At 60.5% G+C, this 26,646-nt stretch carries 24 protein-coding genes; 14 read left to right on the top strand and 10 right to left on the bottom strand.

What is annotated here, in order from left to right; genetic code table 11:
* Window positions 1–9: 9 nt before the first annotated feature.
* Genes ABIA48_RS12980 through ABIA48_RS12995 form a run of 4 tightly spaced genes read right to left on the bottom strand, consistent with a single transcriptional unit; the run spans window position 10 to window position 2,784 of the window.
* Entirely contained in the window at window positions 10–537 is a 528-nt protein-coding gene (locus ABIA48_RS12980; protein ID WP_429489105.1) for a pilus assembly protein PilP, read from the bottom strand.
* Window positions 534–1,157, bottom strand: coding sequence for a type 4a pilus biogenesis protein PilO (gene pilO / locus ABIA48_RS12985; protein ID WP_429489107.1), 624 nt, complete (start codon window positions 1,155–1,157; stop codon window positions 534–536). The genes ABIA48_RS12980 and pilO overlap by 4 nt, the downstream gene beginning before the upstream one ends.
* Window positions 1,154–1,720: a PilN domain-containing protein gene (locus tag ABIA48_RS12990; protein ID WP_429489109.1), complete on the bottom strand. Its 567-nt coding sequence runs from the start codon at window positions 1,718–1,720 to the stop codon at window positions 1,154–1,156. The genes pilO and ABIA48_RS12990 overlap by 4 nt, the downstream gene beginning before the upstream one ends.
* Window positions 1,720–2,784, bottom strand: coding sequence for a pilus assembly protein PilM (locus ABIA48_RS12995; protein WP_429489111.1), 1,065 nt, complete (start codon window positions 2,782–2,784; stop codon window positions 1,720–1,722). Before ABIA48_RS12995 ends, ABIA48_RS12990 begins: the two co-directional genes overlap by 1 nt.
* A 217-nt stretch (window positions 2,785–3,001) precedes the next feature.
* Here ABIA48_RS12995 and ABIA48_RS13000 point away from each other — a divergent pair, with 217 nt between their 5' ends.
* Window positions 3,002–5,443, top strand: a complete 2,442-nt coding sequence (locus tag ABIA48_RS13000; protein ID WP_429492862.1) for a penicillin-binding protein 1A — start codon at window positions 3,002–3,004, stop codon at window positions 5,441–5,443.
* Window positions 5,444–5,682: 239 nt separating this feature from the next.
* Here the strand turns inward: ABIA48_RS13000 and ABIA48_RS13005 are convergent, their stop codons facing one another.
* From ABIA48_RS13005 to rpmE, 3 genes are all read right to left on the bottom strand, one after another.
* Window positions 5,683–6,951 carry a malic enzyme-like NAD(P)-binding protein gene (locus ABIA48_RS13005; protein WP_429489113.1) on the bottom strand — a complete coding sequence of 423 codons (1,269 nt, stop codon included), beginning with the start codon at window positions 6,949–6,951 and terminating at the stop codon, window positions 5,683–5,685.
* Window positions 6,952–7,133: 182 nt separating this feature from the next.
* Window positions 7,134–7,922, bottom strand: coding sequence for a thermonuclease family protein (locus ABIA48_RS13010; RefSeq protein WP_429489115.1), 789 nt, complete (start codon window positions 7,920–7,922; stop codon window positions 7,134–7,136).
* 35 nt (window positions 7,923–7,957) lie between these two features.
* Window positions 7,958–8,176 (bottom strand): 50S ribosomal protein L31, encoded by a 219-nt coding sequence (rpmE, locus tag ABIA48_RS13015; RefSeq protein ID WP_007975586.1) that lies wholly within the window; start codon window positions 8,174–8,176, stop codon window positions 7,958–7,960.
* 288 nt (window positions 8,177–8,464) lie between these two features.
* Here rpmE and ABIA48_RS13020 point away from each other — a divergent pair, with 288 nt between their 5' ends.
* From ABIA48_RS13020 to ABIA48_RS13065, 10 genes are all read left to right on the top strand, one after another.
* Window positions 8,465–10,684: a primosomal protein N' gene (locus ABIA48_RS13020; protein WP_429489117.1), complete on the top strand. Its 2,220-nt coding sequence runs from the start codon at window positions 8,465–8,467 to the stop codon at window positions 10,682–10,684.
* 236 nt (window positions 10,685–10,920) lie between these two features.
* Window positions 10,921–12,657, top strand: coding sequence for an arginine--tRNA ligase (gene argS / locus ABIA48_RS13025; protein ID WP_429489119.1), 1,737 nt, complete (start codon window positions 10,921–10,923; stop codon window positions 12,655–12,657).
* Between the two features lies 1 nt (window position 12,658).
* Complete coding sequence (locus ABIA48_RS13030) at window positions 12,659–13,366, top strand: SPOR domain-containing protein (RefSeq protein ID WP_429489121.1); 708 nt, start codon at window positions 12,659–12,661, stop codon at window positions 13,364–13,366.
* A 233-nt stretch (window positions 13,367–13,599) separates the two neighbouring features.
* Window positions 13,600–14,130 carry an ATP-dependent protease subunit HslV gene (gene hslV / locus ABIA48_RS13035; RefSeq protein WP_008017029.1) on the top strand — a complete coding sequence of 177 codons (531 nt, stop codon included), beginning with the start codon at window positions 13,600–13,602 and terminating at the stop codon, window positions 14,128–14,130.
* Between the two features lie 54 nt (window positions 14,131–14,184).
* Entirely contained in the window at window positions 14,185–15,522 is a 1,338-nt protein-coding gene (hslU, locus tag ABIA48_RS13040) for an HslU--HslV peptidase ATPase subunit (protein WP_429489123.1), read from the top strand.
* Window positions 15,523–15,665: 143 nt separating this feature from the next.
* On the top strand, window positions 15,666–16,037 hold the full coding sequence (locus ABIA48_RS13045; RefSeq protein ID WP_429489125.1) for a gamma-butyrobetaine hydroxylase-like domain-containing protein: 372 nt from the start codon (window positions 15,666–15,668) through the stop codon (window positions 16,035–16,037).
* 259 nt (window positions 16,038–16,296) lie between these two features.
* Complete coding sequence (phaC, locus tag ABIA48_RS13050) at window positions 16,297–17,976, top strand: class II poly(R)-hydroxyalkanoic acid synthase (RefSeq protein WP_429489127.1); 1,680 nt, start codon at window positions 16,297–16,299, stop codon at window positions 17,974–17,976.
* 156 nt (window positions 17,977–18,132) lie between these two features.
* The gene (phaZ, locus tag ABIA48_RS13055; RefSeq protein ID WP_429489129.1) at window positions 18,133–18,987 is read left to right on the top strand and encodes a poly(3-hydroxyalkanoate) depolymerase; all 855 of its coding nucleotides are present in this window, start codon (window positions 18,133–18,135) and stop codon (window positions 18,985–18,987) included.
* A gap of 115 nt (window positions 18,988–19,102) precedes the next feature.
* Window positions 19,103–20,785 (top strand): class II poly(R)-hydroxyalkanoic acid synthase, encoded by a 1,683-nt coding sequence (gene phaC / locus ABIA48_RS13060; protein WP_429489131.1) that lies wholly within the window; start codon window positions 19,103–19,105, stop codon window positions 20,783–20,785.
* 59 nt (window positions 20,786–20,844) lie between these two features.
* Complete coding sequence (locus ABIA48_RS13065; RefSeq protein ID WP_116264195.1) at window positions 20,845–21,465, top strand: TetR/AcrR family transcriptional regulator; 621 nt, start codon at window positions 20,845–20,847, stop codon at window positions 21,463–21,465.
* Window positions 21,466–21,655: 190 nt separating this feature from the next.
* Here the strand turns inward: ABIA48_RS13065 and ABIA48_RS13070 are convergent, their stop codons facing one another.
* The 3 genes from ABIA48_RS13070 to ABIA48_RS13080 all read right to left on the bottom strand — a co-directional run bounded on the left by ABIA48_RS13070 (window position 21,656) and on the right by ABIA48_RS13080 (window position 23,442).
* Complete coding sequence (locus tag ABIA48_RS13070; protein WP_429489133.1) at window positions 21,656–22,489, bottom strand: phasin family protein; 834 nt, start codon at window positions 22,487–22,489, stop codon at window positions 21,656–21,658.
* A gap of 10 nt (window positions 22,490–22,499) precedes the next feature.
* Complete coding sequence (locus ABIA48_RS13075) at window positions 22,500–22,922, bottom strand: phasin family protein (RefSeq protein ID WP_007989288.1); 423 nt, start codon at window positions 22,920–22,922, stop codon at window positions 22,500–22,502.
* A 244-nt stretch (window positions 22,923–23,166) separates the two neighbouring features.
* On the bottom strand, window positions 23,167–23,442 hold the full coding sequence (locus ABIA48_RS13080) for a polyhydroxyalkanoic acid system family protein (RefSeq protein WP_007989287.1): 276 nt from the start codon (window positions 23,440–23,442) through the stop codon (window positions 23,167–23,169).
* 155 nt (window positions 23,443–23,597) lie between these two features.
* Here ABIA48_RS13080 and ubiE point away from each other — a divergent pair, with 155 nt between their 5' ends.
* Genes ubiE through ubiB form a run of 3 tightly spaced genes read left to right on the top strand, consistent with a single transcriptional unit; the run spans window position 23,598 to window position 26,592 of the window.
* On the top strand, window positions 23,598–24,368 hold the full coding sequence (gene ubiE / locus ABIA48_RS13085; RefSeq protein ID WP_007989286.1) for a bifunctional demethylmenaquinone methyltransferase/2-methoxy-6-polyprenyl-1,4-benzoquinol methylase UbiE: 771 nt from the start codon (window positions 23,598–23,600) through the stop codon (window positions 24,366–24,368).
* Window positions 24,368–24,991, top strand: a complete 624-nt coding sequence (locus tag ABIA48_RS13090) for a ubiquinone biosynthesis accessory factor UbiJ (RefSeq protein ID WP_108230766.1) — start codon at window positions 24,368–24,370, stop codon at window positions 24,989–24,991. Before ubiE ends, ABIA48_RS13090 begins: the two co-directional genes overlap by 1 nt.
* Complete coding sequence (ubiB, locus tag ABIA48_RS13095) at window positions 24,988–26,592, top strand: ubiquinone biosynthesis regulatory protein kinase UbiB (RefSeq protein ID WP_429489136.1); 1,605 nt, start codon at window positions 24,988–24,990, stop codon at window positions 26,590–26,592. The genes ABIA48_RS13090 and ubiB overlap by 4 nt, the downstream gene beginning before the upstream one ends.
* Window positions 26,593–26,646: the final 54 nt, after the last annotated feature.

Genomic DNA, 26,646 nt, shown 5'->3' on the forward strand with positions numbered 1-26,646 from the left:
CGAGTTCCACTATGAGTGCTCTTTCAAAGGGATGGTTCGGGGACGCTCCAGCCAGGCCCCCTCGCCATCGGGGACGATTTCAATCACATCGACCCGGGAGCTGCTGATAGCGACGATCCGCCCATCGTTGCGCCCCAGGTAATCGCCGACTTTCAACCGATGGACCCCACCCGCTCCACGCAGCAACGCAAAGGAGCCGGTCGCATTGGACAGGGTGCCGACCATTTCAAACTGCTCGATGTTGAAGCCTTCGAGGTACTGCCTGACCCGATCGGGGTCGGGCTTGACGTTGCGCAAACCGTGCTTCTGTCCCGCCAGATCGCCCCTGACCTGTGGCGAAAATGGACTGCGCAGCTTCGCCGCGCTGTAAGTGAATGTCGGGTAAGACCGGAATGTGGGCGTTGGTTCAATCCTGCCCGGTGCGCGCAGGCGCATTTCGTTCATGTACGCGTCCAGATCACTGAAATCATCACTGACGCCACAACCACCGAGAAAAGCCGACAACACCGCAATAACCCCATAACGAAACCGGCTCATTGGTACGACCCCTTGTCGTTGTAGCGGTACGTCTTGGCCTGGATGCTCAGGCGCAGCTTCGGCCCGCCTTCGGGGTTGACCGGTGCAAGGTCGAAGTCATGCAGGGTGACGATACGCGGCAATCCGGCCACGCCGCTGACGAACATGGCCAGGTCGTGGTAGGCACCGACGACGGTGATCTGGATCGGCAGTTCGATGTAGAACGGCTGGGCGACCTCCGGCAACAGCTTGATCTCTTCAAACTCCAGGCCGCTGCCCAGCCCCGTACGCGTGATGTCTTCCAGTAAGCCCGGGACTTCGGTGTCACTGGGCAATTGCCGCAACAGCACGCCGAAGGAGTTCTCCATTTCTTTCAACTGCCGGGTATAGAGGTCCAGGTTCGCCGCTGCGCGCACCTTGATAGCGAACTGTTCCTTGAGCGTCGATTCTTCCTCGCGCTTGAGGTCAAGCTGACTCTCAAGTTCGCGGGTGGAAAAGCTGTAGCCCAGGGCCAGTACCAGGAACATGAGCAAACCGGCCACCAGAATCTTGATCGCCGGCGGCCAGGAACCGGTGTTGCTGGTATCCAGATCGTTGATGTCGATCTTGCGCAACCCTTCGAACCACTCGGACGGACTCATTTGCCCCCCTCCGGTGTTGCGGGTCGAGTCTGGCGTACGGTCAACTGGAAGACGCTGGCCTGATCCACCTGGCCGGCAGTCGTGGCCTTGACCTCGGTCAGGTTCGGCGCATCGAACCAGTCTGACGCCTCCAGGTTGCGCATCAAGTCTGAAACACGGTTGTTGGATTGCGCCGCGCCAGTGATGGACAAGGTCTTGCCAGTCATTTTCACTTCGGTGAAATACACGCCATCGGGCAGTGCACGCGCCAACTGGTCAAACATTCGCCCGCTGATCGGCCGATTGCCTTGCAGGTCCTGGATGATGCGCATGCGCTCGACGAGTTGCTGACGGCGCTCTTTGAGGTCGCTGATCTGCTTGATCCGCTCGTCCACCACGGCAATTTGCTTGTCGATGTAATCGTTGCGGGCGACTTGCCGATCGATGGCGTCGCTGATGACCTGATTCGCCACCAGCACCGTGCCCACCGTGCCCGCCACTACGGCTATCATGGCCAGCAGGAAGCGCTTGCGACGGACTTCACGCCGCTCCTCGCGCCAAGGTAAAAGGTTGATCCGCGCCATCAGTCGAAGCTCCTGAGGGCCAGACCGCAGGCAATCATCAACGCCGGAGCATCACTCGCCAGGGCAGCACCATTGACCTTGCTGCCCAGAATCATTTCGGAAAAAGGGTTCGCGACCTGGGTCGGTGTGCCCAATTGCTGCCCGATCAAACGGTCCAGCCCCGGGACCGACGCGGTTCCGCCAGAGAGCAGTATTTGGTCGACGGCGTTGTACTGGCCGCTGGCAAAGAAGAACTGCAACGAGCGCGACACCTGCTGCACCAGCGCTTCGCGAAACGGCTGCAAGACCTCACTGTCATAGTCATCCGGCAGACCACCCTGCTTTTTCGCCAGATCCGCCTGCTCCGGCGTCAGGCCATAGCGGCGCTGGATGTCCTCGGTCAACTGCCGACCGCCGAACAGTTGTTCGCGGGTGTAGATAATCCGTCCGCCGTGCAGCACGCTGAGGGTGGTCATGGTGGCGCCGATATCCACCACCGCGACCGTCAAACGTTCCCGGGAAGCCGCGAGCCGACTGGCCAGCAACCCGAATGAGCGCTCCAGCGCGTAGGCTTCGACATCGACCACGCGGGCGGTCAGCCCCGCCAGTGTCAGGACTGCCTCACGGACTTCGACGTTTTCCTTGCGGCAAGCGGCGAGCAATACATTGACGCGCTCGGGATTGCGCACCGAGGCGCCCTGGACTTCAAAGTCGATCGCGACTTCGTCCAGGGGATAAGGAATGTACTGGTCAGCCTCGATCTTCAACTGGCTTTCCATCTCGTCGTCGGAAAGACCGGCATCCATCTCGATGGTCTTGGTGATGACCGCCGAGCCTGCCACGGCCACGGCTACGTTCCTCAAGCCGGTTCTGGCCTTGACCAGCACGCGAGTAAGGGCCAACCCTACGCCTTCGAGTTCAGCTATATTCTTTTCGATCACCGCACCGACCGGCAACGGCTCCACCGCATACGCCTCGACCCGGTAGCGCTCACCTTGACGGCTCAACTCCAGAAGTTTCACCGAGGTGGAGCTGATATCGATTCCCAGGAGCGTATTGGATTTTTTGTTGAAAAGTCCTAGCACTACCAATTCCCTATGACTATCCGTGAGTTACGGACTCTGCAATGTCCATTGCGTTCAATCCACCCGTCTTGACAGCAGCGCCAATGACGCTCCCGAGCAGAAAAATGCTTATAATGCCCAGCGTTTTTTTTCCGCATTTGCTCAAGCGCGGGTCGTTCTCATTTAGCTTGAACCCTGTTGCCCAATTCATTTTTGCCCTGGATATCCAAAAGCCTTGATTCGTCTGCTGAAGTTTTTCGGTTGGTCCATCGTCGCGGTTTTCTGCGGACTCCTTCTGGGTCTGAGCGGGGCGTATCTCTACCTTAGTCCCGGACTGCCGTCCGTGGAGGCGCTGAGAAGCATCCAGTTGCAGATTCCTTTGCGGGTCTACAGCAGCGATAACAAGTTGATTGCAGAATTCGGCGAAATGCGCCGCACACCGATCCGTTTCGCCGACATTCCCCCCAATTTCATTAATGCGTTACTAAGTGCTGAAGACGACAATTTCGCCAACCACTATGGCGTCGATCCCAGCAGCCTGATGCGTGCCGCTACCCAACTGGTCAAAAGCGGGCACATCCAGTCCGGCGGCAGCACGATCACCATGCAGGTGGCGAAGAACTTCTTCCTGACCAGCGAACGCAGCTTTTCGCGCAAGACCACCGAGATCCTCCTGGCCCTGCAGATCGAACGGCAGTTGACCAAGGACGAGATCCTCGAGCTGTACGTCAACAAGATCTATCTGGGTAACCGCGCCTACGGCATCGAGGCGGCGGCGCAGGTCTATTACGGCAAATCGATCCGCGATGTCAGCCTGGCGCAAATGGCGATGATTGCCGGCCTGCCAAAGGCGCCGTCGCGCTTCAACCCGCTGGCCAACCCGGCGCGCAGCAAGGAGCGTCGCGACTGGATCCTGGGGCGCATGTACAAGCTCGGGAAAATCAGCGAGGCCGACTACACCGCCGCGATCAACGAGCCGCTGAACGCCAGCTATCACGTGCCGACTCCGGAAGTGAACGCGCCATACATCGCCGAAATGGCCCGCGCCGAGATGGTCGGGCGTTATGGCAGCGACGCCTATACCGAAGGTTTCCGCGTCACCACCACGGTACCGAGCGACCTTCAGGAACTGGCCAACACCGCGGTCCACGATGGCCTGATGACCTACGACCAGCGCCACGGCTATCGCGGGCCCGAGTCGCGCCTGCCGGGCAAGACTCACGAAGCCTGGGCGACCGAACTGACCAAACAACGCACCATCAGCGGCCTGGAACCGGCCATCGTGACCCAGGTCGACAAGAACGGCCTGCAAGTACTGACCCGCACCGGCCAGGAACACGTGAGCTGGGACACCATGAAATGGGCCCGTCCGTTCCTGAATACCAACAGCATGGGCGCCAATCCGAAGCAGCCTTCGGACGTTGCGCAGGTCGGCGATCTGATCCGCGTACAGCGTCAGCCGGACAACTCGCTGAAGTTCAGCCAGATCCCGCAGGCCCAGGGCGCACTGGTTTCCCTGGACCCACAGAACGGTGCCATTCGTTCTCTGGTCGGCGGTTTCGCCTTCGAGCAAAGCAACTACAACCGCGCATTGCAGGCCAAGCGCCAGCCGGGTTCGAGCTTCAAACCGTTCATCTACAGCGCCGCACTGGATAACGGCTACACCGCCTCCAGCCTGGTGAACGACGCACCGATCGTGTTCGTCGACGAGTACCTGGACAAAGTATGGCGACCAAAAAACGACACCAACACTTTCCTTGGCCCAATCCGTTTGCGTGAAGCGCTGTACAAGTCGCGCAACCTGGTGTCGATCCGCTTGCTGCAAGCGATGGGCGTTGGCAAGACCATTGACTACATCACGCGCTTTGGCTTCAACAAGCAGGACCTGCCGCCCAACCTGTCGCTGGCCCTGGGCACCGCAACCCTGACGCCAATGGAAATCGCCACTGGCTGGAGCACCTTCGCCAACGGCGGCTACAAGATCACCCCGTACCTCATCGACAAGATCGAAAGCCGCAACGGCGATACGTTGTTCGTCGCCAACCCGCCGAGCGTGCCTCAGGGCGGCGCGGCCAGCGATGGCATTGCCGCGCCAGCCACCCCTCAAGCCTTCACGGTCAACGCAACACCGGGCGTAGCCCCGGGCACTACGTCGGTGCCTCAAGCTCCAGCCGTGGCCGAACGCATCGTCGACGGACGTACCACATTCATTCTCAACAGCATGCTTGAGGATGTAATCAAGCTCGGCACCGGTCGTCGTGCGCTGGCCCTGGGCCGCCCGGACATTGCTGGCAAGACCGGCACGACCAACGAATCGAAGGACGCCTGGTTCTCCGGTTACAACGCCGATTACGTGACGACCGTATGGACCGGTTTCGACCAGCCGGAAAGCCTGGGCCGCAAGGAGTTCGGCGGTACCGTCGCGCTGCCGATCTGGATGAACTACATGGGCGCCGCGCTCAAAGGCCTGCCGCCGCACACGCAGCCAGAGCCTGAAGGCATCCTGAGCCTGCGCGTCGACCCGGTCAGCGGCCGCGCGGCAACCCCAGGCACGCCTGGCGCCTACTTCGAGCTGTTCAAGGCCGAAGATACGCCGCCGTCGGTCAACGAGCTGGGCAACGGCAATGTGCCGGGCAGCCCGCTGCCAGCGGATGAAGCGGCGCCGATCGATTTGTTCTGATTGCAGCAATGATGAAAAGCCCCGCCTTCGAAAGAAGTGCGGGGCTTTTTTACCTGCCGGTTTTGATGTTGTCTGGTCCGGCCTCTTCGCGAGCAAGCCCGCTCCCACAGGAGAATGCGTTCCAATGTGGGAGCGGGCTTGCTCGCGAAGAGGTCGTCACAGACACCACAAAAACCACAGGCATAAAAAAACCCCGGCACAATCAAGAGCCGGGGTTTTCGGTTGAACGCTACAACAGCTTAGCCGTTGAACACGTCATCCACGCTTTTCAGCGGGTAGTTCTTCGGATACGGCAGGGTCGCCACACCGGTCTCGATGGCGGCTTTAGCCACGGCATCGGAGATCAGGGTGATCAGACGGGCATCCATCGGCTTCGGAATGATGTACTCACGGCCGAATTCCAGCTTGATGCCGCCATAGGCGTCGCACACTTCCTGAGGCACTGGCAGCTTGGCCAGTTCACGCAGGGCGTTGGCCGCAGCCACTTTCATTTCTTCGTTGATGCGCTTGGCGCGAACGTCCAGGGCACCACGGAAGATGAACGGGAAGCCCAGTACGTTGTTGACCTGGTTCGGGTAGTCGGAACGACCGGTGGCCATGATCACGTCGCTACGGGTAGCGTGTGCCAGCTCAGGGGCGATTTCCGGATCAGGGTTCGAGCACGCGAACACGATCGGGTTGGCCGCCATCGACAGCAGGCCTTCAGCACTCAGCAGGTTCGGGCCGGACAGGCCTACGAACACGTCAGCGCCTTGCAGGGCATCAGCCAGGGTGCGCTTGTCGGTCGCGTGAGCGAACACAGCCTTGTACTGGTTCAGGTCGTCACGGCCGGAGTGGATCACGCCGGTACGGTCGACCATGTAGATGTTTTCGATGTTGGCACCCATGCTCACCAGCAACTTCATGCAGGAGATGGCGGCAGCGCCGGCACCCAGGCAGACGATCTTGGCTTCCGGCAGGGTTTTGCCAGCGATCTCCAGGGCGTTGATCATGCCGGCGGCGGTCACGATAGCGGTGCCGTGCTGGTCATCGTGGAATACCGGAATATCGCACTGCTCGATCAGAGCGCGTTCGATTTCAAAGCACTCTGGTGCCTTGATGTCTTCCAGGTTGATGCCACCGAAAGTGATGGAGATGCGCTTGACGGTGTCGATGAAGGCTTGCGGGCTTTCAGAGTCGACCTCGATGTCGAAAACGTCGATGCCGGCGAAGCGCTTGAACAGTACGCCTTTACCTTCCATCACTGGCTTGGAGGCCAATGGGCCGAGGTTACCCAGGCCGAGAATCGCGGTGCCATCGGAAATGACTGCAACCAGGTTGCCTTTGCCGGTGTACTTGTAGGCCAGTTCAGGATCGCGGGCGATCTCACGTACTGGTTCGGCTACGCCCGGGCTGTAGGCCAGCGACAGGTCGCGAGCGGTAGCAGTGGCCTTGGTGAGCTCGACACTCAGCTTCCCTGGACGAGGATTGGCATGATATTCGAGAGCGGCAGTTTTCAGATCAGACATTTTGGCATTCCGCTTTTACTGTTGGACAGACTGGTCAGCGAGGATACGCGCCTCGCAAAGTCCCCACAAGACTGACCGGTCACCCCTGTCAAGCGCCCCGCCCTACGACTTTGGGCCAAGAGCCACGGAACATAAGGGATAGACTGTTCACAATCGAAAGAAAAAATGTCTACAATTTTTTATCACTGCACCACTTGGAGCATCGCCGGATCAGTCAAGGGCAACATCCAGCGCGCCTGCCCCTCCTTGAGACCACCCTTGCGCGAGCGATCCAGCACCCAGCCGCGCGCCTCGACTTGCTTGCCTTTGAGGCTTTCCAGCGAATTCACATCGAAACGCGCCAGCAGATTGGGTGCAACGCGTAATACAACCGAATCCTGCAATTCGATCCAAACCCCGCCGCGATTACGCTGCACCTTGCTCACACGACCGCTGAGCACGGCAAAACCGGAGGTAGTGATCTGCTCCGCTTTCAGTACAGGTGACTGGCGCCACAATCCGAGCCCCGCTTGTCGAGCGCTGCGTTCCGCTGCTTGCTGACAGGCGACCAAATCGACATTCGGTGCCACGGCCACCAGAAAACCCAGGCCTTCGGCGAGCATCTGCGCTTCGAGGTTGGCGCCATCGGCACCGTAGACATGGGCCAGGGTGCGGCCGTAATGGTCTTGGCTTTCTTTGCCTGGCAGCAAACCAACCCGCCCGTCGCTCGCCGCTACCAGGGCTTCGAGTCGCTTGCGCGCCACCACGGCGAACGGCTCGTCGGAGCGGCCCTTCTTGCCCAGCTCCGGCGTGTTCAAGCCGATCATGCGCACGCTGCGGCCATCGCTCAGGCGCAGGGTGTCACCATCCACGACTCGCTGCACCGCAACCGTGGTCAGGCCGTCGGGGGCCGGGCAAAAGGCCTGGGCGGCGGAAAGCCAAATCGCGGACACAAAAAAGGCGCCCGCAAGGGACGCCTTTTTCATCAGCATGGAAAAACCGCAGCGGCTTCCCAAGTTGATCGGCCTTAGGCCTTTTTCGCGCCGAAAGCACCGAAACGGTCGGCGAACTTCTGAACGCGACCACCGGTGTCCAGAGTCTTCTGCTTACCGGTGTAGAACGGGTGGCATTCGTTGCAAACGTCGATCGCCAGGGCTTTGCCGAAGGTCGAACGGGTTTCGAACTTGTTGCCGCAGCTGCAGGTAACAGCAACTGCCGGGTATTCTGGATGGATATCAGCTTTCATGGTGTTTTCCTCGGGCTAGCGTGCCGCCACCCAACACTATTGTTGAATACCGCACGTAATTAGGCCGCGGATTCTACCAGACAATCCCATTCACGCAAGCTGTCCCTCAAACCAGTCGTCTGCTAGGCTCCCGCCCCAATACGCGATCCCCTGTGGGAGCGGGCTTGCTCGCGAAAGCGGTGTGTCAGACGACTTGAATGCCGACTGGCACACCGCTTTCGCGAGCAAGCCCGCTCCCACAAGTTATGTGCCAAACCCCATATTGCCTGTTTATCGAGATCCCCCCGCGTGCCCGACGCCATTCTGCGCCTCGCCCTGCCTTCGCCCCTGCGCCGCCTGTTCGACTACCGCGCTCCGGCCGGCGTCCTGCGCGCCCAGTTGCACCCTGGCATGCGCCTGCGGGTGCCGTTCGGCCGGCGCGAGATGATCGGGATCCTGGTGGAGGTCACCAACACCAGCGAGGTGCCGGCCGAGAAACTCAAGCCGGCCCTGGCCCTGCTCGATGCCACGCCACCGCTGCCGCCCGCGCTGTTCAAGCTGTGCCTGTGGACGTCCCAGTATTATCAGCACAGCCTCGGCGACACCTTGAGCTGGGCTCTGCCGGTTCTGCTGCGCCAGGGTGAGCTGGCCGAAGCACGCCAGGAACGCTTCTGGTCCGCCGCGCCGGGCGCCAGCCTCGATGATCCGCGCATCGCCCGAGCCCCGCGCCAGCGCGAAGCCCTGGCCACGCTGGCCCAGCATACTCACGGCGTCGCCCATCAGTTGTTGAGCAAACTGATGCTGAGCAAGGACAGCCTGGATTTGCTGCTGGCCAAAGACCTGGTGCAGGTCGAGATCCGCCGGCACGCCCCCGGTGCACGCCACGAACACTGGCTGGCACAACCGGAACTCCCGCTGAACCCGGAGCAACGCGCCGCCTATGAGGCGATTCGGGCCGGGTTCGACAGCTATCACGCGTTCCTGTTGGCCGGCGTCACCGGCAGCGGCAAGACCGAAGTCTATTTACAGTTGATCCGCGAAACCCTCGAGGCCGGCAAGCAGGCGCTGGTGTTGATCCCGGAAATCAACCTCGGCCCGCAGACCCTGGCGCGCTTCGAACAGCGTTTCAATGCCCGCATCGCGTTGATCCATTCGGCGGTCAATGACCGGGAACGCCTCGATGCCTGGCTGGCCGCCCGGGACGGTGAGGCCGACATTATTATCGGCACCCGCTCGGCACTGTTCACGCCGATGAAAAACCCCGGCCTGATCATCATCGACGAAGAGCACGACGGCTCCTATAAACAGCAGGAAGGCTTGCGCTACCACGCCCGCGATCTGGCGCTGGTGCGGGCGCGACAGGAAAACATCCCGATTGTCCTCGGCTCCGCCACCCCTTCGCTGGAAAGCCTGCACAACGCCTACACCGGCCGGTACGGGCTGCTGCGCCTGAATGAGCGCGCCGGTGGGGCCAAACAGCCGCGCTTCCTGCGCCTGGACGTGAAAAGCCGCCCGCTGGACAGCGGCATCTCCGGCCCCATGCAACAAGCCATCGGCCAGACCCTGGCCGCCGGGCAACAAGTCCTGGTGTTCCTCAACCGCCGCGGCTTCGCCCCGACCCTGCTGTGCCATGACTGCGGCTGGATGTCCGAGTGCCAGCGTTGCGATGCGCGGATGACCGTGCATCAACGTTACGGTGAATTGCGCTGCCATCATTGCGGCTACGTCGAGCGCGTGCCGCGCCAGTGCCCGAAGTGCAACAAGGTCGATTTGCGCCCCGTGGGCGCCGGCACCGAACGGGCCGAGGAGCGCCTGGCGATTCTGTTCCCGGACTATCCGGTGCTGCGGGTCGACCGTGACAGCACGTCGCGCAAGGACGCGATGAACCAGTTGTTCGCCACCATTCAAAAAGGTCAGCCGTGCATTTTGATCGGCACGCAAATGCTTGCCAAAGGCCACCACTTTCCACGGGTGACGCTGGTGTCGATCCTCGACGCCGACGGTGGTCTGTTTTCCGGTGATTTCCGCGCCAGCGAGCGCATGGCGCAGTTGATCGTCCAGGTCGCCGGCCGCGCAGGCCGCGCTGAGGAGCCGGGCAAAGTGATTATCCAGACGCACCTGGCCGACCATCCGCTGCTGGTACAACTGACCGAGCAGGGCTATTTCGCCTTCGCCGAACAGGCCTTGAGCGAACGCCGTGCGGCCGGGTTGCCGCCGTTTGCACACCTGGCGTTGTTGCGGGCCGAGGCGCACAAACCGGGTCAGGCCGAAGGCTTCCTGGATGAGGCGTGCAGCGAGGCGGAGCGTTTGCTGACCGAACAAAACCTGACCGGCATTGAGTTGCTGGGGCCAGTACCGGCACCGATGGAGCGCCGGGCCGGGCGCTATCGTGCGCAGCTGTTGTTGCAGGCTACGGCGCGGGCACCGTTGCATCGATTGCTGGCCAGTTGGTTGTTGGTGCTGGAGCAGATACCGAGCGGGCGGGCGGTGCGCTGGTCTTTGGATGTTGATCCCGTAGATCTATATTGATTTTGAGATCGCTTTCGCGAGCAAGCCCGCTCCCACAATGGTATTTCAGTGGGCATACAATTTGTGTCCACCACAAAACCTGTGGGAGCGGGCTTGCTCGCGAAGGGGCCCTAATTGTCACCACACATCCACATCCTGCCTGCTAAGGTTGGCAAGCCCGTCTTCGCAACGGATAATGCCCAGTTTTTCCACCAGCGCATGATGCGCCGCCGCGCCTGCGGTCGAAAGAGAAGACCATGAAAGACACCATTCGCCAGCTGATCCAGCAAGCCATCGCCCAACTCGTCAACGAAGGTGTGTTGCCTGAAGGCCTGTCGCCGGCGATCCAGGTGGAAAACTCCCGCGACAAGAAAAACGGTGACTTCGCCAGCAACATTGCAATGATGCTGGCCAAGCCGGCCGGCATGAAGCCGCGCGACCTGGCGGAAAAAATCATTGCCGCGCTGCCGGCTGACGAAAACGTCTCCAAGACTGAAATCGCCGGCCCTGGCTTCCTGAACTTCTTCCAGAACACCGATGCCCTGGCCTCACGCATGGACGCCGCCCTGGCCGACGCCCACATCGGCGTACGCAAGGCCGGTCCGGTGCAGCGCACCGTAGTCGACCTGTCGGCACCGAACCTGGCCAAAGAGATGCACGTCGGCCACTTGCGCTCGACCATCATCGGCGACGGCGTGGCCCGGGTCCTGGAATTTCTCGGCGATACCGTGATCCGTCAGAACCACGTCGGCGACTGGGGCACCCAGTTCGGCATGCTGATGGCTTACCTGCAGGAAAACCCGATCACCAGCGACGAGCTGTCGGACCTGGAGAACTTCTACCGCGCCGCCAAGCAACGCTTCGACGAATCCGAAGAGTTCGCCGACCGCGCCCGTGGCCTGGTGGTCAAGCTGCAGGCCGGCGATGCCGACTGCCTGGCGTTGTGGACCAAATTCAAGGACATTTCGCTGTCCCACTGCCAGAAGATCTACGAGCTGCTCAACGTCAAACTGACCATGGCCGACGTAATGGGCGAAAGCGCCTACAACGACGACCTGATCAACGTGGTCAACGACTTGAAGGCGGCAGGCATGCTGGTCGAGAGCAACGGCGCCCAGTGCGTGTTCCTCGACGAGTTCAAGAATGCCGACGGCGACCCGCTGCCGGTGATCATCGTCAAGGCTGACGGCGGTTACCTCTACGCCACCACCGACCTGGCCGCCGTGCGCTACCGCAGCGGCAAGCTCAAGGCTGATCGCGCACTGTACTTCGTCGACCAGCGCCAGGCCCTGCACTTCCAGCAAGTGTTCGCCGTGGCGCGCAAGGCCGGCTTCGTGACCCATCCGATGGAAATGGAACACATGGGCTTCGGCACCATGAACGGCGCTGACGGCCGTCCGTTCAAGACCCGTGATGGCGGCACCGTGAAGCTGATCGACCTGCTGACCGAAGCCCGGGAGCGCGCCTACACCCTGGTCAAGGACAAGAACCCGGAGCTGGCCGAAGCCGAGCTGCGCAACATCGCCAAGGTCGTGGGCATCGGCGCAGTGAAATACGCCGACCTGTCCAAGCACCGCACCAGCGACTACAGCTTCAACTTCGACCTGATGCTGAACTTCGAAGGCAACACCGCGCCGTACCTGCTGTACGCCTACACCCGCGTGGCCGGTGTGTTCCGCAAACTCGGCAAGGACTTCAGCGAAGTCGAAGGCCAGATCGTTCTCGAAGCGGCTCACGAGCTGGAGCTGGCAGCGAAACTGGCACAGTTCGGCGAAGTGCTGAACAACGTGTCGGAGAAAGGCACGCCGCACATTCTCTGCACTTACCTGTACGACGTCGCCGGCCTGTTCTCCAGCTTCTACGAGAACTGCCCGATTCTCGCCGCCGATACCCCGGCACAAATGCAGAGCCGTCTGCGCCTCGCCGCGCTGACCGGGCGCACACTCAAGCAAGGCCTGGAACTCTTGGGCCTGGAAACTCTGGAGCGTATGTAAGTTGGCTGCCAAGAAAAAACCTGCACCCAAACGTGGCGCCAGCCGTTACCAAGCTCCTGCAAAGCAACCGATCCCGGGTTGGTTGTGGATGGCGATCGGCCTGACGGTCGGCGCCTTCATCGTGTTCCTGATGAAACTGGAGCCGGGCAAAGGCAGCGACACGGTCAAGCGTGAAAAGGTCGAGCAACAGCAGAAAGCCGGCAAGATCGCCGAGGCCAACAAGACCCCGCCGAGCCCGACGCAACCGGTGAAACCGAAGTACGACTTCTACACCTTGCTGCCAGAGTCGGAAGTCATCGTGCCGCCCGATGCCGTGCCGGAAAAAACCCTGCCGACGCCGCAAGTGCCGGCCATTCCGACGACACCGGTCACGCCGGCCGAAGCGGCGAAGATCGACACGGCTCGCGCCCAGGCAGCCCTGGCCGGGATCACGCCTCCGCCAGCGCCGCCGGTCAAAGCGGCGCCGGTGACCAGGTTCTTCCTGCAAGCCGGTTCGTTCCGCAAGGAGGCTGACGCGGACAAGGTTCGGGCGCAGATCATCTTGCTGGGCCAGGCTGTCTCGGTCGAGTCCGGCACGGTGAAGGACGAAACCTGGTATCGGGTGCTGGTCGGTCCGTTCAGCAACCGTGAACAACTGACCACCGCCCAGAAACAACTGGCCGGCGCAGGCTTCAGCAATCTGTTGTTACAACAACGCCAGAGCCGCTGATCGACTGCCACAGGCACCGCGTCATCGTTCTTCGCGAGCAAGCCCGCTCCCACATTCGAGCGCAATCCAATGTGGGAGCGGGCTTGCTCGCGAAGGGGCCCCGGCAAACACCACCGCCCCCATCTGGCTCACACCACTCGTCCCCTCTCTCACCTTACAGTTGAAATCCACTCCACCACCCCCATATGAATGGGCATAAGGCATTTTCGCCCCGCTGCGTGGAGACTCTCCCCTTGACCACCATCGTTTCAGTTCGCCGCCACGGCAAAGTCGTCATGGGCGGCGACGGCCAGGTTTCTCTTGGTAATACCGTGATGAAAGGCAACGCGAAAAAAGTTCGTCGCCTGTACCACGGCCAGGTCATCGCCGGTTTTGCCGGCGCCACCGCTGACGCCTTTACCCTCTTCGAACGCTTCGAAGGCCAGCTTGAAAAGCATCAGGGCCACCTGGTTCGCGCCGCCGTCGAACTCGCCAAAGAGTGGCGCACCGACCGCTCCCTGAGCCGCCTCGAAGCGATGCTTGCGGTCGCCAACAAAGATGCGTCCCTGATCATCACCGGTAACGGCGATGTGGTTGAACCGGAAGAAGGCCTGATCGCCATGGGTTCCGGTGGCGCCTACGCCCAGGCCGCCGCCAGCGCGCTGCTGAAAAAGACCGACCTGTCGGCCCGGGAAATCGTCGAAACCGCCCTCGGTATCGCCGGCGACATCTGCGTATTCACCAACCACACCCAGACCATTGAGGAGCAGGACTGCGCCGAGTAAGCCCGTGCAGCCATCGCACCACGGCTCATTCTTGCTTGAGGTCCACTGAATATTATGTCTATGACTCCCCGCGAAATCGTCCACGAACTCAACCGCCACATCATCGGCCAGGACGATGCCAAGCGCGCCGTCGCCATTGCCCTGCGCAACCGCTGGCGCCGCATGCAGCTGCCTGAAGAGCTGCGCGTTGAAGTCACGCCAAAGAACATCCTGATGATCGGCCCGACCGGTGTCGGTAAAACCGAGATCGCCCGTCGCCTGGCCAAACTGGCCAATGCGCCGTTCATCAAGGTCGAAGCGACCAAGTTCACCGAAGTCGGCTATGTCGGCCGCGATGTCGAATCGATCATTCGTGACCTGGCCGATGCGGCGATCAAGCTGCTGCGCGAACAGGAAATCGTCAAGGTTCGCCACCGCGCCGAAGACGCCGCCGAAGAGCGCATCCTCGATGCCCTGCTGCCACCGGCACGCATGGGCTTCAGCAGCGACGATGCCCCGACTGCCGATTCCAACACCCGCCAGCTGTTCCGCAAGCGCCTGCGCGAAGGCCAGCTGGATGACAAGGAGATCGAAATCGAAGTCGCCGAAATGGCCGGCGTCGATATCTCCGCGCCACCGGGCATGGAAGAAATGACCAACCAGCTGCAAAGCCTGTTCGCCAACATCGGCAAGGGCAAGCGCAAGAGCCGCAAGCTCAAGGTCAAGGAAGCACTGAAACTGGTGCGCGACGAAGAAGCCAGCCGCCTGGTCAACGATGAAGAGTTGAAAGCCAAGGCCCTGGAAGCGGTCGAGCAGCACGGCATCGTGTTCATCGACGAAATCGACAAGGTCGCCAAGCGTGGCAATTCCGGTGGCGTCGATGTGTCTCGCGAAGGTGTGCAGCGTGACTTGCTGCCGCTGATCGAAGGCTGCACCGTCAACACCAAACTGGGCATGGTCAAGACTGACCACATCCTGTTCATTGCTTCCGGTGCCTTCCACCTGAGCAAGCCGAGCGACCTGGTGCCCGAGCTGCAAGGCCGTCTGCCGATCCGTGTCGAACTCAAGGCCCTTTCGCCGGAGGACTTCGAACGCATCCTCAGCGAGCCTCACGCCTCGCTTACCGAGCAATATTGCGCCCTGTTGAAAACCGAAGGCCTGGGCATCGAGTTCCAGCCGAGCGGCATCAAGCGCATCGCGGAGATCGCCTGGCAGGTCAACGAGAAAACCGAAAACATCGGTGCCCGTCGCCTGCACACCCTGCTCGAGCGCCTGCTCGAAGAGGTGTCGTTCAGCGCCGGCGATCTGGCCAGTGTCCATGACGACAAGGTGATCCTGATCGACGCCGACTACGTCAACAGCCACTTGGGCGAATTGGCGCAGAACGAAGACCTGTCCCGTTATATCCTGTAAGCAACTCTTACAGCGATAGAGAACCTGTGGGAGCGAGCTTGCTCGCGATGAGGCCATCTCATTCGATACTCATGTTGAATGTGATACCGCTATCGCGAGCAAGCTCGCTCCCGCAAGGATCTCCACAAAGCGGACATCCGGTCATGATCCCCACCGACATCAAGCTGCACAAAGCCTCGAAAACCCTGACGCTGAAATACGCGTCCGGCGAGGAATACACCCTGGCCGCCGAGTTCCTGCGCGTGCACTCTCCTTCCGCCGAGGTCCAGGGCCACGGCAAACCCATCCTGCAATTTGGCAAGATCAACGTAGGCCTGACCAAGGTAGAACCGGCCGGTCAGTACGCACTGAAACTGACCTTCGACGATGGCCACGACAGCGGCCTGTTCACCTGGGAATACCTCTACGAACTGGCGCGACGTTATGACGCACTCTGGGACGATTATCTGGCCGAGCTCAAAGCCGCCGGAAAAACCCGCGACCCGAACGAATCTGTCGTCAAGCTGATGCTCTAGCCTGAGCCTCTTGCTCTTTAGAGGGCATTTTCTAATTTCATCTGTTTGAATGCTCCGCTTCAGGGCCGCCGATTGGCCTGCTTGCGAAAAAAATTAAACTCGGGTAACCAATGGAACTGGCAAGTTCCCTGCAGTGCTCTCTGCGAACTAAAAGCAGCGATGCAGTATTAACGGTCACCCCGAGCAGTAGTACCAGGCATTGACTGTGTGACTACACAGCAGGACCCGGTACTCGTCTCAGGACAATGGAGCGTCGTAGATGAGTAACAAGAATAACGATGACTTGAAGTATCAGGCCTCGGAAAACACCTTGGGACTGAATCCTGTCGTTGGGCTGCGTGGAAAGGATCTACTGGCTTCTGCTCGAATGGTGCTCAGACAGGCCATCAAACAGCCGGTGCACAGCGCCCGGCATGTCGCGCATTTTGGCCTTGAACTCAAAAACGTGCTGTTCGGCAAATCCGAACTGCAACCCAATAGCGATGACCGTCGCTTTCTCGACCCGGCATGGAGCCAGAACCCGCTCTACAAACGTTATCTGCAAACTTATCTGGCGTGGCGCAAGGAACTCCACGACTGGATCGGCGACAGTAATCTTTCGCCCAAGGACGTCGCCCGCGGGCACTTCGTGATCAACCTCATGACCGAAGCCATGGCCCCGACCAACACGGCGGCCAACCCGGCGGCGGTCAAGCGCTTCTTCGAAACCGGCGGCAAAAGCCTGCTCGACGGTCTCTCGCATCTGGCCAAGGACATAGTGCACAACGGCGGCATGCCGAGCCAGGTCAACATGGGCGCGTTCGAGGTCGGCAAGAGCCTGGGCGTAACCGAAGGGGCGGTGGTGTTCCGCAACGATGTGTTGGAGCTGATCCAGTACAAGCCGATTACCGAACAGGTCTATGAGCGTCCATTGTTGGTGGTACCACCGCAGATCAACAAGTTCTACGTTTTCGACCTGAGCCCGGAAAAGAGCCTGGCGCGCTTCTGCCTGCGCAGCAACGTGCAAACCTTCATCGTCAGCTGGCGCAACCCCACCAAAGAGCAGCGCGAGTGGGGCCTGTCGACCTACATCGAAGCGCTCAAGGAAGCGGTCGATGTGGTCACCGCCATCACCGGCAGCAAAGACGTGAACATGCTCGGCGCCTGTTCCGGTGGCATCACCTGCACCGCGCTGCTGGGCCACTACGCGGCAATCGGCGAGAACAAGGTCAACGCCCTGACCTTGCTGGTGAGCGTGCTGGACACCACCCTGGACAGTGACGTCGCACTGTTCGTCGACGAACAAACCCTCGAAACCGCCAAGCGCCACTCGTATCAGGCCGGTGTGCTCGAAGGCAAGGACATGGCCAAGGTCTTCGCCTGGATGCGCCCCAACGATCTGATCTGGAACTACTGGGTCAACAACTACCTGCTGGGCAACGAACCACCGGTTTTCGACATTCTGTTCTGGAACAATGACACCACGCGGTTACCCGCGGCGTTCCACGGCGACCTGATCGAAATGTTCAAAAGCAATCCATTGATTCGCCCGAATGCACTGGAAGTGTGCGGTACGCCGATTGACCTGAAACAGGTAACTGCCGACATCTTTTCCCTGGCCGGCACCAGTGACCACATCACGCCATGGAAATCCTGCTACAAGTCGGCGCAATTGTTCGGCGGCAACGTTGAATTCGTGCTGTCCAGCAGCGGGCATATCCAGAGCATCCTCAACCCGCCGGGCAATCCGAAATCCCGTTACATGACCAGCACCGAAATGGCCGCCACTGCCGAGGAATGGCAAGAGAATTCCACCAAGCACACCGATTCATGGTGGTTGCACTGGCAGGCCTGGCAGGCGCAGCGTTCGGGCAACCTGAAAAAAGCACCGACGAAACTCGGCAACAAGGCCTACCCGGAGGGGGAAGCCGCACCGGGCACTTACGTGCATGAGCGGTAACTGACACACCTCATCCTCCTGTGGGAGCGGGCTTGCTCGCGAAAGCAATTGATCATTCAACATGGATGTCGATTGACCTGGCGCTTTCGCGAGCAAGCCCGCTCCCACATGGGGATCGAGGAAGAATTCAAGAGAGCGACCCACAGGGCCTGAAGCATGCCGCAACCCTTCATTTTTCGTACCGTCGACCTGGATGGCCAGACGCTCCGCACGGCGGTACGCCCCGGCAAGCCTCACTTGACGCCCCTGCTGATTTTCAACGGCATCGGCGCCAACCTGGAGCTGGTGTTCCCGTTCGTCGCGGCGCTGGATCCGGACCTGGAAGTCATCTGCTTCGACGTACCCGGTGTCGGCGGTTCGTCGACGCCGAACCGGCCATATCGTTTTCCGGGGCTGGCGAAACTCACGGCACGGATGCTCGACTATCTCGACTACGGACAGGTCAACATCATCGGCGTGTCCTGGGGTGGCGCGCTGGCCCAGCAGTTCGCTTACGACTATCCGGAGCGCTGCAAGAAACTCGTGCTGGCCGCGACGGCAGCCGGTGCGGTGATGGTACCGGGCAAACCTAAAGTGTTGTGGATGATGGCCAGCCCTCGGCGTTACATCCAGCCATCCCACGTGATCCGCATTGCGCCGATGATCTACGGTGGCTCGTTCCGTCGCGACCCGACGCTGGCCGCGAGCCATGCGGCCAAGGTGCGCTCAGCGGGCAAGCTCGGTTACTACTGGCAGCTGTTCGCCGGCCTCGGCTGGACCAGCATTCACTGGCTGCACAAGATCCGCCAGCCGACCCTGGTACTGGCCGGCGATGACGATCCGCTGATCCCGTTGATCAACATGCGCTTGCTGGCCTGCCGGATTCCCAACGCCCAATTGCACATCATCGATGACGGGCATTTGTTCTTGATCACCCGGGCCGAAGCGGTGGCCCCGATCATCATGAAATTCCTGGAAGAGGAGCGCCAACGCGCGGTGATGCATCCGCGTCCGGCGCCATTGGGCGGCTAAACAGCTGCATCAGCGGTTGGCAGGACGCCACGCCGCGCAACAACCCGTTACAGCGTCTATGGTGTTCTGGTTCGGTGTGTTTGTTTTTAGCCTGAAGACGAAGGAGTGTTGACTCATGCGCGAGAAACCAGCGAGGGATTCCTTACCGACTCCCGCCGCGTTCATCAATGCACAGAATGCGATTACCGGCCTGCGCGGCCGGGATCTGTTGTCGACCCTGCGCAGTGTGGCCGCCCATGGCTTGCGCAATCCGCTGCACAGCGCCCGGCATGCCCTCAAACTCGGCGGTCAGCTTGGCCGTGTGCTGCTGGGTGAAACCCTGCACCCGACCAACCCGCAGGACGCTCGCTTCGCCGACCCGGCGTGGAGCCTCAACCCGTTTTATCGCCGTAGCCTGCAGGCCTATCTGAGCTGGCAGAAACAGGTCAAAAGCTGGATCGACGAGAGCAACATGAGCCCGGACGACCGTGCCCGCGCCCACTTCGCTTTCGCCTTGCTCAACGACGCCGTATCGCCATCCAACACCCTGCTCAATCCACTGGCGGTCAAGGAACTGTTCAATTCCGGTGGCAACAGCCTGGTGCGTGGCATCAGCCATTTGGTGGACGATCTGCTGCACAACGATGGCCTGCCCCGACAAGTCACCAAGCAAGCGTTCGAGGTTGGCAAGACGGTCGCCACCACCACCGGTGCCGTGGTGTTTCGCAACGAGCTGCTGGAGTTGATCCAGTACAAGCCGATGAGCGAAAAGCAGTATTCCAAGCCCCTGCTGGTGGTACCGCCGCAAATCAACAAGTACTACATTTTCGACCTGAGCCCGCACAACAGCTTCGTCCAGTACGCCTTGAAAAACGGCCTGCAAACCTTCGTGATCAGTTGGCGCAACCCCGATGTGCGTCACCGCGAATGGGGGCTCTCGACCTACGTGGAAGCCGTGGAAGAGGCCATGAATGTGTGCCGGGCGATCACCGGTGCACGCGAGGTCAACCTGATGGGCGCTTGCGCCGGCGGGCTGACCATTGCCGCGCTGCAGGGTCATTTGCAGGCCAAGCGGCAGTTGCGCAGGGTGTCCAGCGCGACTTATCTGGTGAGCCTGCTCGACAGCGAGCTGGACAGTCCAGCTACACTGTTCGCCGACGAACAGACCCTCGAGGCCGCCAAGCGCCGCTCCTATCAGCGGGGTGTACTGGACGGCCGCGACATGGCCAAGGTCTTCGCCTGGATGCGTCCCAACGATTTGATCTGGAGCTACTTCGTTAACAACTACCTGTTGGGCAAAGAGCCACCGGCGTTCGACATCCTCTACTGGAACAACGACAACACGCGCCTGCCGGCGGCCCTGCATGGCGACCTGCTGGACTTCTTCAAGCACAACCCGCTGACCCACCCGGGCGGACTGGAAGTGTGTGGTACGCCGATCGATTTGCAGAAGGTCACCGTCGACAGCTTCAGCGTCGCCGGCATCAACGATCACATCACGCCGTGGGATGCGGTGTATCGCTCGACGCTGCTGCTCGGTGGCGAACGGCGCTTCGTACTGTCCAACAGCGGTCATGTGCAGAGCATTCTCAACCCACCGAGCAACCCGAAAGCCAACTACGTCGAGAGCGGCAAACTGAGCAGCGACCCCCGCGCCTGGTACTACGATGCCAAGCGTGTCGACGGCAGTTGGTGGACCCAATGGCTGAGCTGGATTCAGGAACGCTCCGGTGTGCAGAAGGACACCCACATGGCGCTCGGCAACCAGAACTACCCACCGATGGAGGCAGCACCCGGTACTTACGTGCGCGTGCGCTGACGTTCAACGAGCCACGGCCTCTGTCGGCCGTGGCAAGACCCGATCATTAAGAAGACTGGATGAAAACCCGCGACCGGATCCTCGAATGTGCCCTGCAGTTGTTCAACCAAAAGGGCGAACCGAATGTCTCCACCATGGAAGTTGCCAATGAAATGGGCATCAGCCCAGGCAACCTCTACTACCACTTCCACGGCAAGGAACCGCTGATTCTTGGGCTGTTCGAGCGTTTTCAGGGCGAACTGGCCCCCTTGCTCGATCCACCGGCCGATGTCGAACTGGCGCCGGAGGACTACTGGCTGTTCCTGCACCTGATCGTCGAGCGCCTGTCCCACTACCGGTTTCTGTTCCAGGACCTGTCGAACCTCGCCGGACGTCTGCCGAAACTGGCCAAGGGCATTCGCAATCTGCTCAATGCACTCAAGCGCACACTGGCGTCGCTGCTGGCACGATTGCAGGCGCAAGGGTTGCTGGTCAGCGATACCCAGGCACTGGGGCAGCTGGTGGAACAGATCACCATGACGCTGCTGTTTTCACTGGACTATCAGCGGATTCTCGATCGCGAAGGCGAGGTGCGGCTGGTGGTTTACCAGATCATGATGCTGGTGGCGCCACACTTGCTGCCGTCGATCAAGGCTGCGACCGAACAGATGGCGATGGAATATCTGGAGGACCACGATTAACCCTGCCCCCTACCCTGTGGGAGCGAGCTTGCTCGCGATGACGGCGTCTCGGTCAACATCAATGCTGGATCTGATGGCCTCATCGCGAGCAAGCTCGCTCCCACAGTGGATCTTTGTTGTTTTCGAGAATGCACTCACAAACAAAAACGCCCGGCCTGTGAAGGCCGGGCGTTTTCTTGAGCCCTGAAAATCAGGACTGACTGGTTGGCGTCGATGGAGCTGGCGCGGCAGTCGGGGTGACAGCAGGGGTTGGCGCGGTCGCGGAGTTCGATACGCTGACCGGAGCTGCCGGCGTTGCCGGTTTGGCAGCTGCCACTGCTGGTTTTGGCGCGGCGGCTTTTGGAGCTGCCGGCTTCTTCACTGCAGGTTTTTTCGCAACAGCAGGCTTGGCTGCCGGTTTGGCCGCTGCAGTTTTTGCTGCAGGCTTGGCGGCCGGTTTAGCCGCTGGTTTGGCGACGGCTTTGGCGGCGGCTGGTTTGGCCGCTGCAGTTTTAGCCGCAGGCTTGGCAGCAGGTTTAGCCGCCGCTTTTGCCAGTGGCTTGGCAGCCGTTTTGGCGGCCGGTTTAGCAGCAGGCTTGGCTGCTGCGGTTTTCGCCGCAACAGGCGCAACCTTGGCACCGGTCAGTTTTTCGATTTGCTTGGTCAGGGTATCGACCTTGCTGTGCAGTGCTTTGACCTCGTTGCGGCTCGGTACGCCCAGACGCGAAATGGCACTGTTCAGACGCTTGTCGAAAGCCCCTTCCAGTTCATCCCACTTGCCCAGTGCACGATCTTTCACGCCGCTGATGCGCGATTTGGCCGAAGAAGCGGTGTCCTTGGCGGCGTCGACTGTCTTGCCAACAGCGCTTTTGGTGAGCTTCTCGGCTTTCTCGCCGTCCTTTACCAATGCATCGAAGAGCTTGCTGCCGTCAGTGTCGATCTTCGAGTACACGCCTAAGCCAGCCAGCCAGATTTTGCGGGAGTAGTCTTCGACTTTCCCGATCCACGAGCTGCCTTCTTTTTCAGTATTCTTTTTGCCAGCCATCCCGTTCTCCTTAAGATTTACGCGCGACACGTTCGAGCAATGCCGTCAGCTCATCGAGCTTAGCAGAGAGTGTCTCAACGTCATGTTTAGACGGAATGCCGATACGATTCAAGGCACTTGCGACACGCGTGTCGAACGCCTTCTCGACCCTGTCGAGTTGAACTTCGACCTTGCCTTTGAAAGTGCTCACTTCACTCTTGGCTTCATCGATCTCGGCATTCGCCGCTTCAAGTTTCTCAGCGACTACTTTTTTGCCTTTCTTTTCAACAACCTGACCAGCCTTGATCAGTTCTTGAAAGTACTCGCCGCCCTCTTGGCCGACCTTGGTGTAGGCACCCAGGCCTGCCAGCCAGATCTTGCGGGCATAGGATTTGACGTCACTCAGCGTGCTCGTCGTTGCGTCGGTTTTTTTCTTCACAATAACTTTGGCCATGGTGCACCTCACGCGCAGAAGGTTTGAGGAACTGCCCGGATAAGTGTCGGGCTCTGGCACAAAGTAGGGAGAAAAATTAGAAACGGCACCCTAACAACTGACATAAACCTTTGAGAGCACCGCAAACTGAATGTGGGAGCGGGCTTGCTCGCGAAGGCGGTGGGTCAGTTGATAAAAATCTCACTGACCCACCGCCTTCGCGAGCAAGCCCGCTACCACAGGGGATCTCATTTCAAGCAGAAAATCAGACCAGGACCTTGTCCAGCGCCTTTTCGATTTCCGCCTTGATCATGCCGCTCATGGCCGACATCATCAGGCCCAGTTCCACATCGACGCGAATCGAGTCCTCGGCGACATGCACCGCGCCCTTCACACCCGAGCGCTTGAGGTTCAGGGTGTCGCCGGACCACTGCGGCTCCAGGCCATATTGATCGGAAAGTTTCTGCGCCAGCTTGTCGGCCTTTTCGCGAGCCGCTGCCTTACCCAGGCCATGGGCACGTTCAACACTAATATGGGCCATCAAATGACTCCTGCTTTATGGGTGCTTTCCCGAGGCATCTTGACCTCTGCTGCGTCAAAACGTCCCGATGGTTGCCCATCTTACCTTCAGCCTTGCCAAGACAAAGCATGCCTTGGGGATTAGAATGTCGCGCATTCTCTTTTGGTGACAGCGATATGACTGATCAGCGCAAAGGCAGCGATGCCGAACCCACCACTCACTTCGGCTTCAAAAACGTCCCGGAAAGCCAGAAAGCGGAAAAAGTCGCTGAGGTTTTCCACTCGGTAGCCGCCAAGTACGACCTGATGAACGACCTTCTGTCGGGCGGCATGCACCGTCTGTGGAAGCGTTTCGCGATCGAACTGTCCGGCGTTCGTACCGGCAACCGCGTGCTGGACATCGCCGGCGGCACTGGCGACCTGACCAGAAAATTCTCGCACCTGGTCGGCCCGACCGGCCAGGTCGTATTGGCCGACATCAACGAGTCCATGCTCAAGGTCGGCCGTGACCGCCTGCTGGACCTGGGTGTGGCCGGCAACGTCGAATTCGTCCAGGCCGATGCGGAAAAACTGCCGTTCCCGGACAACCATTTCGACTGCGTGACCATCGCCTTCGGCCTGCGCAACGTGACCCACAAGGAAGATGCCCTGCGCTCGATGCTGCGCGTGCTCAAGCCGGGTGGCCGTTTGCTGGTGCTGGAGTTCTCCAAGCCGACCAACGCGCTGATGTCCAAGGCCTACGACGCCTACTCGTTCGCCTTCATGCCGCTGATGGGCAAGCTGATCACCAACGACTCGGAAAGCTATCGCTACCTGGCCGAATCGATCCGCATGCACCCGAACCAGGAAACCCTGAAGTCGATGATGGTCGAGGCCGGCTTCGACCGCGTGACCTATCACAACATGACCGCAGGCATCGTTGCCCTGCACCGCGGCATCAAGCCCTGATGCTGCTCGCCGGGCTGCTGGCCAGCGTTGAACTCGGCCTGAACCGGGTGCTGCGTCTCGACAGCACGGCGCTGCCACGGCTGGCGCATTTGAGCGGCAGAGTGATTGCCGTCGATTGCCGCAGCCCGGCGCTGCAACTGTTCATCCTGCCCAGCGACGAAGGCCTGATGCTCGCCTCCCAGTGGGAAACCGGCGCCGACTGCACCTTGCGTGCACCGGCCTCGAGCCTGTTGAAACTGGCAATGAGCAAGGACAAGGCTGCCGTCCTGCACAGCCCGGAAGTCGAGCTCGACGGCGACAGCGGTGTGCTTCTGGAACTGGCGGCGATCCTTCAGGACCTCGAACTGGACTGGGAGTACGAACTCTCGCGCTGGCTCGGCCCGGTGGCCACGCAATTGGTCGGCGGTCACCTGCGCAGCCGCGCCCGCTGGTATCAGCAAGGGTTCGCCAGCCTGGGCCAGAACCTCGGCGAATACCTGGCCGAAGAATCGCGCACCCTTGTCGGTCAGCGCGAAGCTGAAGCCCGATTCAGTGAACTGGACCAGATCAAACTCGATCTGGAACGTCTCGAGGCGCGTTTCGAGCGCCTTTCCCGATCCCTCGACCCAAGCGATAACGCATGAAGCTGCTTGCCGTCCGCCGTTTGTTGCGCATCCAGCGCGTCGTGATCCGCTACCGCCTCGATGACCTGCTGTTCGCCCTGCCACTGCCCTGGTTTCTGCGGGCGCTGCGTTACGCATTGCCGTGGCGCTGGTTCCCGCGCAAGACCCTGGACCTGAGCCGTGGCGCGCGCTTGCGCCTGGCGCTGCAGGACCTGGGGCCGATTTTCATCAAGTTCGGGCAGATCCTCTCCACCCGTCGCGACCTGCTGCCGGAAGACATCGCCGATGAGCTGATGATGTTGCAGGACCGCGTGCCGCCGTTCGATTCGCAGGTGTCGGTCAAGCTGATCGAAGAACAGCTCGGCAGGAAAATCAGCGACGTGTTCAGCCGTTTCGATGTCGAGCCGCTGGCCTCGGCCTCGGTGGCGCAAGTGCATGCCGCGCAGCTGAAAACCGGTGAAGAGGTGGTGGTCAAAGTGATCCGGCCGGGCCTCAAGCCGGTGATCGCCCAAGACCTGGCGTGGCTGTTCATCCTCGCCCGTGCCGCCGAAAAACTCTCGGCCGATGCGCGCCTGCTGCACCCGGTGGACGTGGTCAGCGACTACGAAAAAACCATCTACGACGAGCTCGACCTGCTGCGCGAGGCCGCCAACGCCAGCCAGTTGAAGCGCAACTTCGACGGCTCGCCGCTGCTGTATGTACCGCAAGTGTATTGGGACTGGTGCCGGCCTAAAGTGCTGGTGATGGAGCGCATCTACGGTATTCAGGTCACCGACCTGGCAACCCTGGCCGACCAGCGCACCGACATGAAAATGCTTGCCGAACGCGGCGTGGAAATCTTCTTCACCCAGGTGTTCCGCGACAGTTTCTTCCATGCCGACATGCACCCGGGCAACATCTTCGTCAGCACCGTGAACCCGTGGAGCCCGCAGTACATTGCGATCGACTGCGGCATCGTCGGCAGCCTGACCCCGGAAGACCAGGACTACCTGGCACGCAACCTGTTCGCCTTCTTCAAGCGCGATTACCGGCGCGTGGCGCAGTTGCACATCGATTCGGGCTGGGTGCCGGCGGAAACCAAACTCAACGAATTCGAAGCAGCGATCCGTACCGTGTGCGAGCCGATCTTCGAAAAACCGTTGAAGGACATTTCCTTCGGCCAGGTGCTGATGCGCCTGTTCCAGACCGCGCGCCGCTTCAACATGGAAGTGCAGCCGCAGTTGGTCTTGCTGCAAAAAACCCTGCTGAACATCGAAGGCCTGGGCCGCCAACTGTATCCGGACCTCGACCTGTGGAACACCGCGCAGCCATTCCTCGAGCGCTGGATGCGCGAGCGGGTCAGCCCTAAAGCCCTGTTTGGCAACGTGCAGAGCCAGATCGAACAGATCCCGCACCTTGCCAACATGACCCGCGATTTGCTCGAACGCCTGTCCCAGCCCCACGCCAGCGATCCACCGCCACCGTGGCATCGACGTCGCGACGACTGGTTCCTGCGCCTGCTCGGTACAGCCCATCTGGCCGGTGGCGCGATCCTTGCCGCTGGCGGGCCGCTGAATCAGTTGGACTATTGGCCAGCTGGCATCATGATGGCCGTCGGTTTGTATCTGGTCGTTCGCCGATAGCCAGTTGCGTGAACGACTGGCACACTGTTTCAACGCCTGAGCTCGACTATTGAA

Source organism: Pseudomonas sp. S30_BP2TU TE3576, assembly GCF_050436025.1.
GTDB lineage: Bacteria > Pseudomonadota > Gammaproteobacteria > Pseudomonadales > Pseudomonadaceae > Aquipseudomonas.

Bases quoted from the DNA above. Each gene is read 5' to 3' on its own strand.
- ABIA48_RS12980 (WP_429489105.1), bottom strand. From the start codon at position 537: ATGAGCCGGTTTCGTTATGGGGTTATTGCGGTGTTGTCGGCTTTTCTC.
- pilO (WP_429489107.1), bottom strand. From the start codon at position 1,157: ATGAGTCCGTCCGAGTGGTTCGAAGGGTTGCGCAAGATCGACATCAAC.
- ABIA48_RS12990 (WP_429489109.1), bottom strand. From the start codon at position 1,720: ATGGCGCGGATCAACCTTTTACCTTGGCGCGAGGAGCGGCGTGAAGTC.
- ABIA48_RS13005 (WP_429489113.1), bottom strand. From the start codon at position 6,951: ATGTCTGATCTGAAAACTGCCGCTCTCGAATATCATGCCAATCCTCGT.
- ABIA48_RS13010 (WP_429489115.1), bottom strand. From the start codon at position 7,922: ATGCTGATGAAAAAGGCGTCCCTTGCGGGCGCCTTTTTTGTGTCCGCG.
- rpmE (WP_007975586.1), bottom strand. From the start codon at position 8,176: ATGAAAGCTGATATCCATCCAGAATACCCGGCAGTTGCTGTTACCTGC.
- argS (WP_429489119.1), top strand. From the start codon at position 10,921: ATGAAAGACACCATTCGCCAGCTGATCCAGCAAGCCATCGCCCAACTC.
- hslU (WP_429489123.1), top strand. From the start codon at position 14,185: ATGTCTATGACTCCCCGCGAAATCGTCCACGAACTCAACCGCCACATC.
- ABIA48_RS13045 (WP_429489125.1), top strand. From the start codon at position 15,666: ATGATCCCCACCGACATCAAGCTGCACAAAGCCTCGAAAACCCTGACG.
- phaC (WP_429489127.1), top strand. From the start codon at position 16,297: ATGAGTAACAAGAATAACGATGACTTGAAGTATCAGGCCTCGGAAAAC.
- phaZ (WP_429489129.1), top strand. From the start codon at position 18,133: ATGCCGCAACCCTTCATTTTTCGTACCGTCGACCTGGATGGCCAGACG.
- phaC (WP_429489131.1), top strand. From the start codon at position 19,103: ATGCGCGAGAAACCAGCGAGGGATTCCTTACCGACTCCCGCCGCGTTC.
- ABIA48_RS13065 (WP_116264195.1), top strand. From the start codon at position 20,845: ATGAAAACCCGCGACCGGATCCTCGAATGTGCCCTGCAGTTGTTCAAC.
- ABIA48_RS13070 (WP_429489133.1), bottom strand. From the start codon at position 22,489: ATGGCTGGCAAAAAGAATACTGAAAAAGAAGGCAGCTCGTGGATCGGG.
- ABIA48_RS13075 (WP_007989288.1), bottom strand. From the start codon at position 22,922: ATGGCCAAAGTTATTGTGAAGAAAAAAACCGACGCAACGACGAGCACG.
- ABIA48_RS13080 (WP_007989287.1), bottom strand. From the start codon at position 23,442: ATGGCCCATATTAGTGTTGAACGTGCCCATGGCCTGGGTAAGGCAGCG.
- ubiE (WP_007989286.1), top strand. From the start codon at position 23,598: ATGACTGATCAGCGCAAAGGCAGCGATGCCGAACCCACCACTCACTTC.
- ABIA48_RS13090 (WP_108230766.1), top strand. From the start codon at position 24,368: ATGCTGCTCGCCGGGCTGCTGGCCAGCGTTGAACTCGGCCTGAACCGG.
- ubiB (WP_429489136.1), top strand. From the start codon at position 24,988: ATGAAGCTGCTTGCCGTCCGCCGTTTGTTGCGCATCCAGCGCGTCGTG.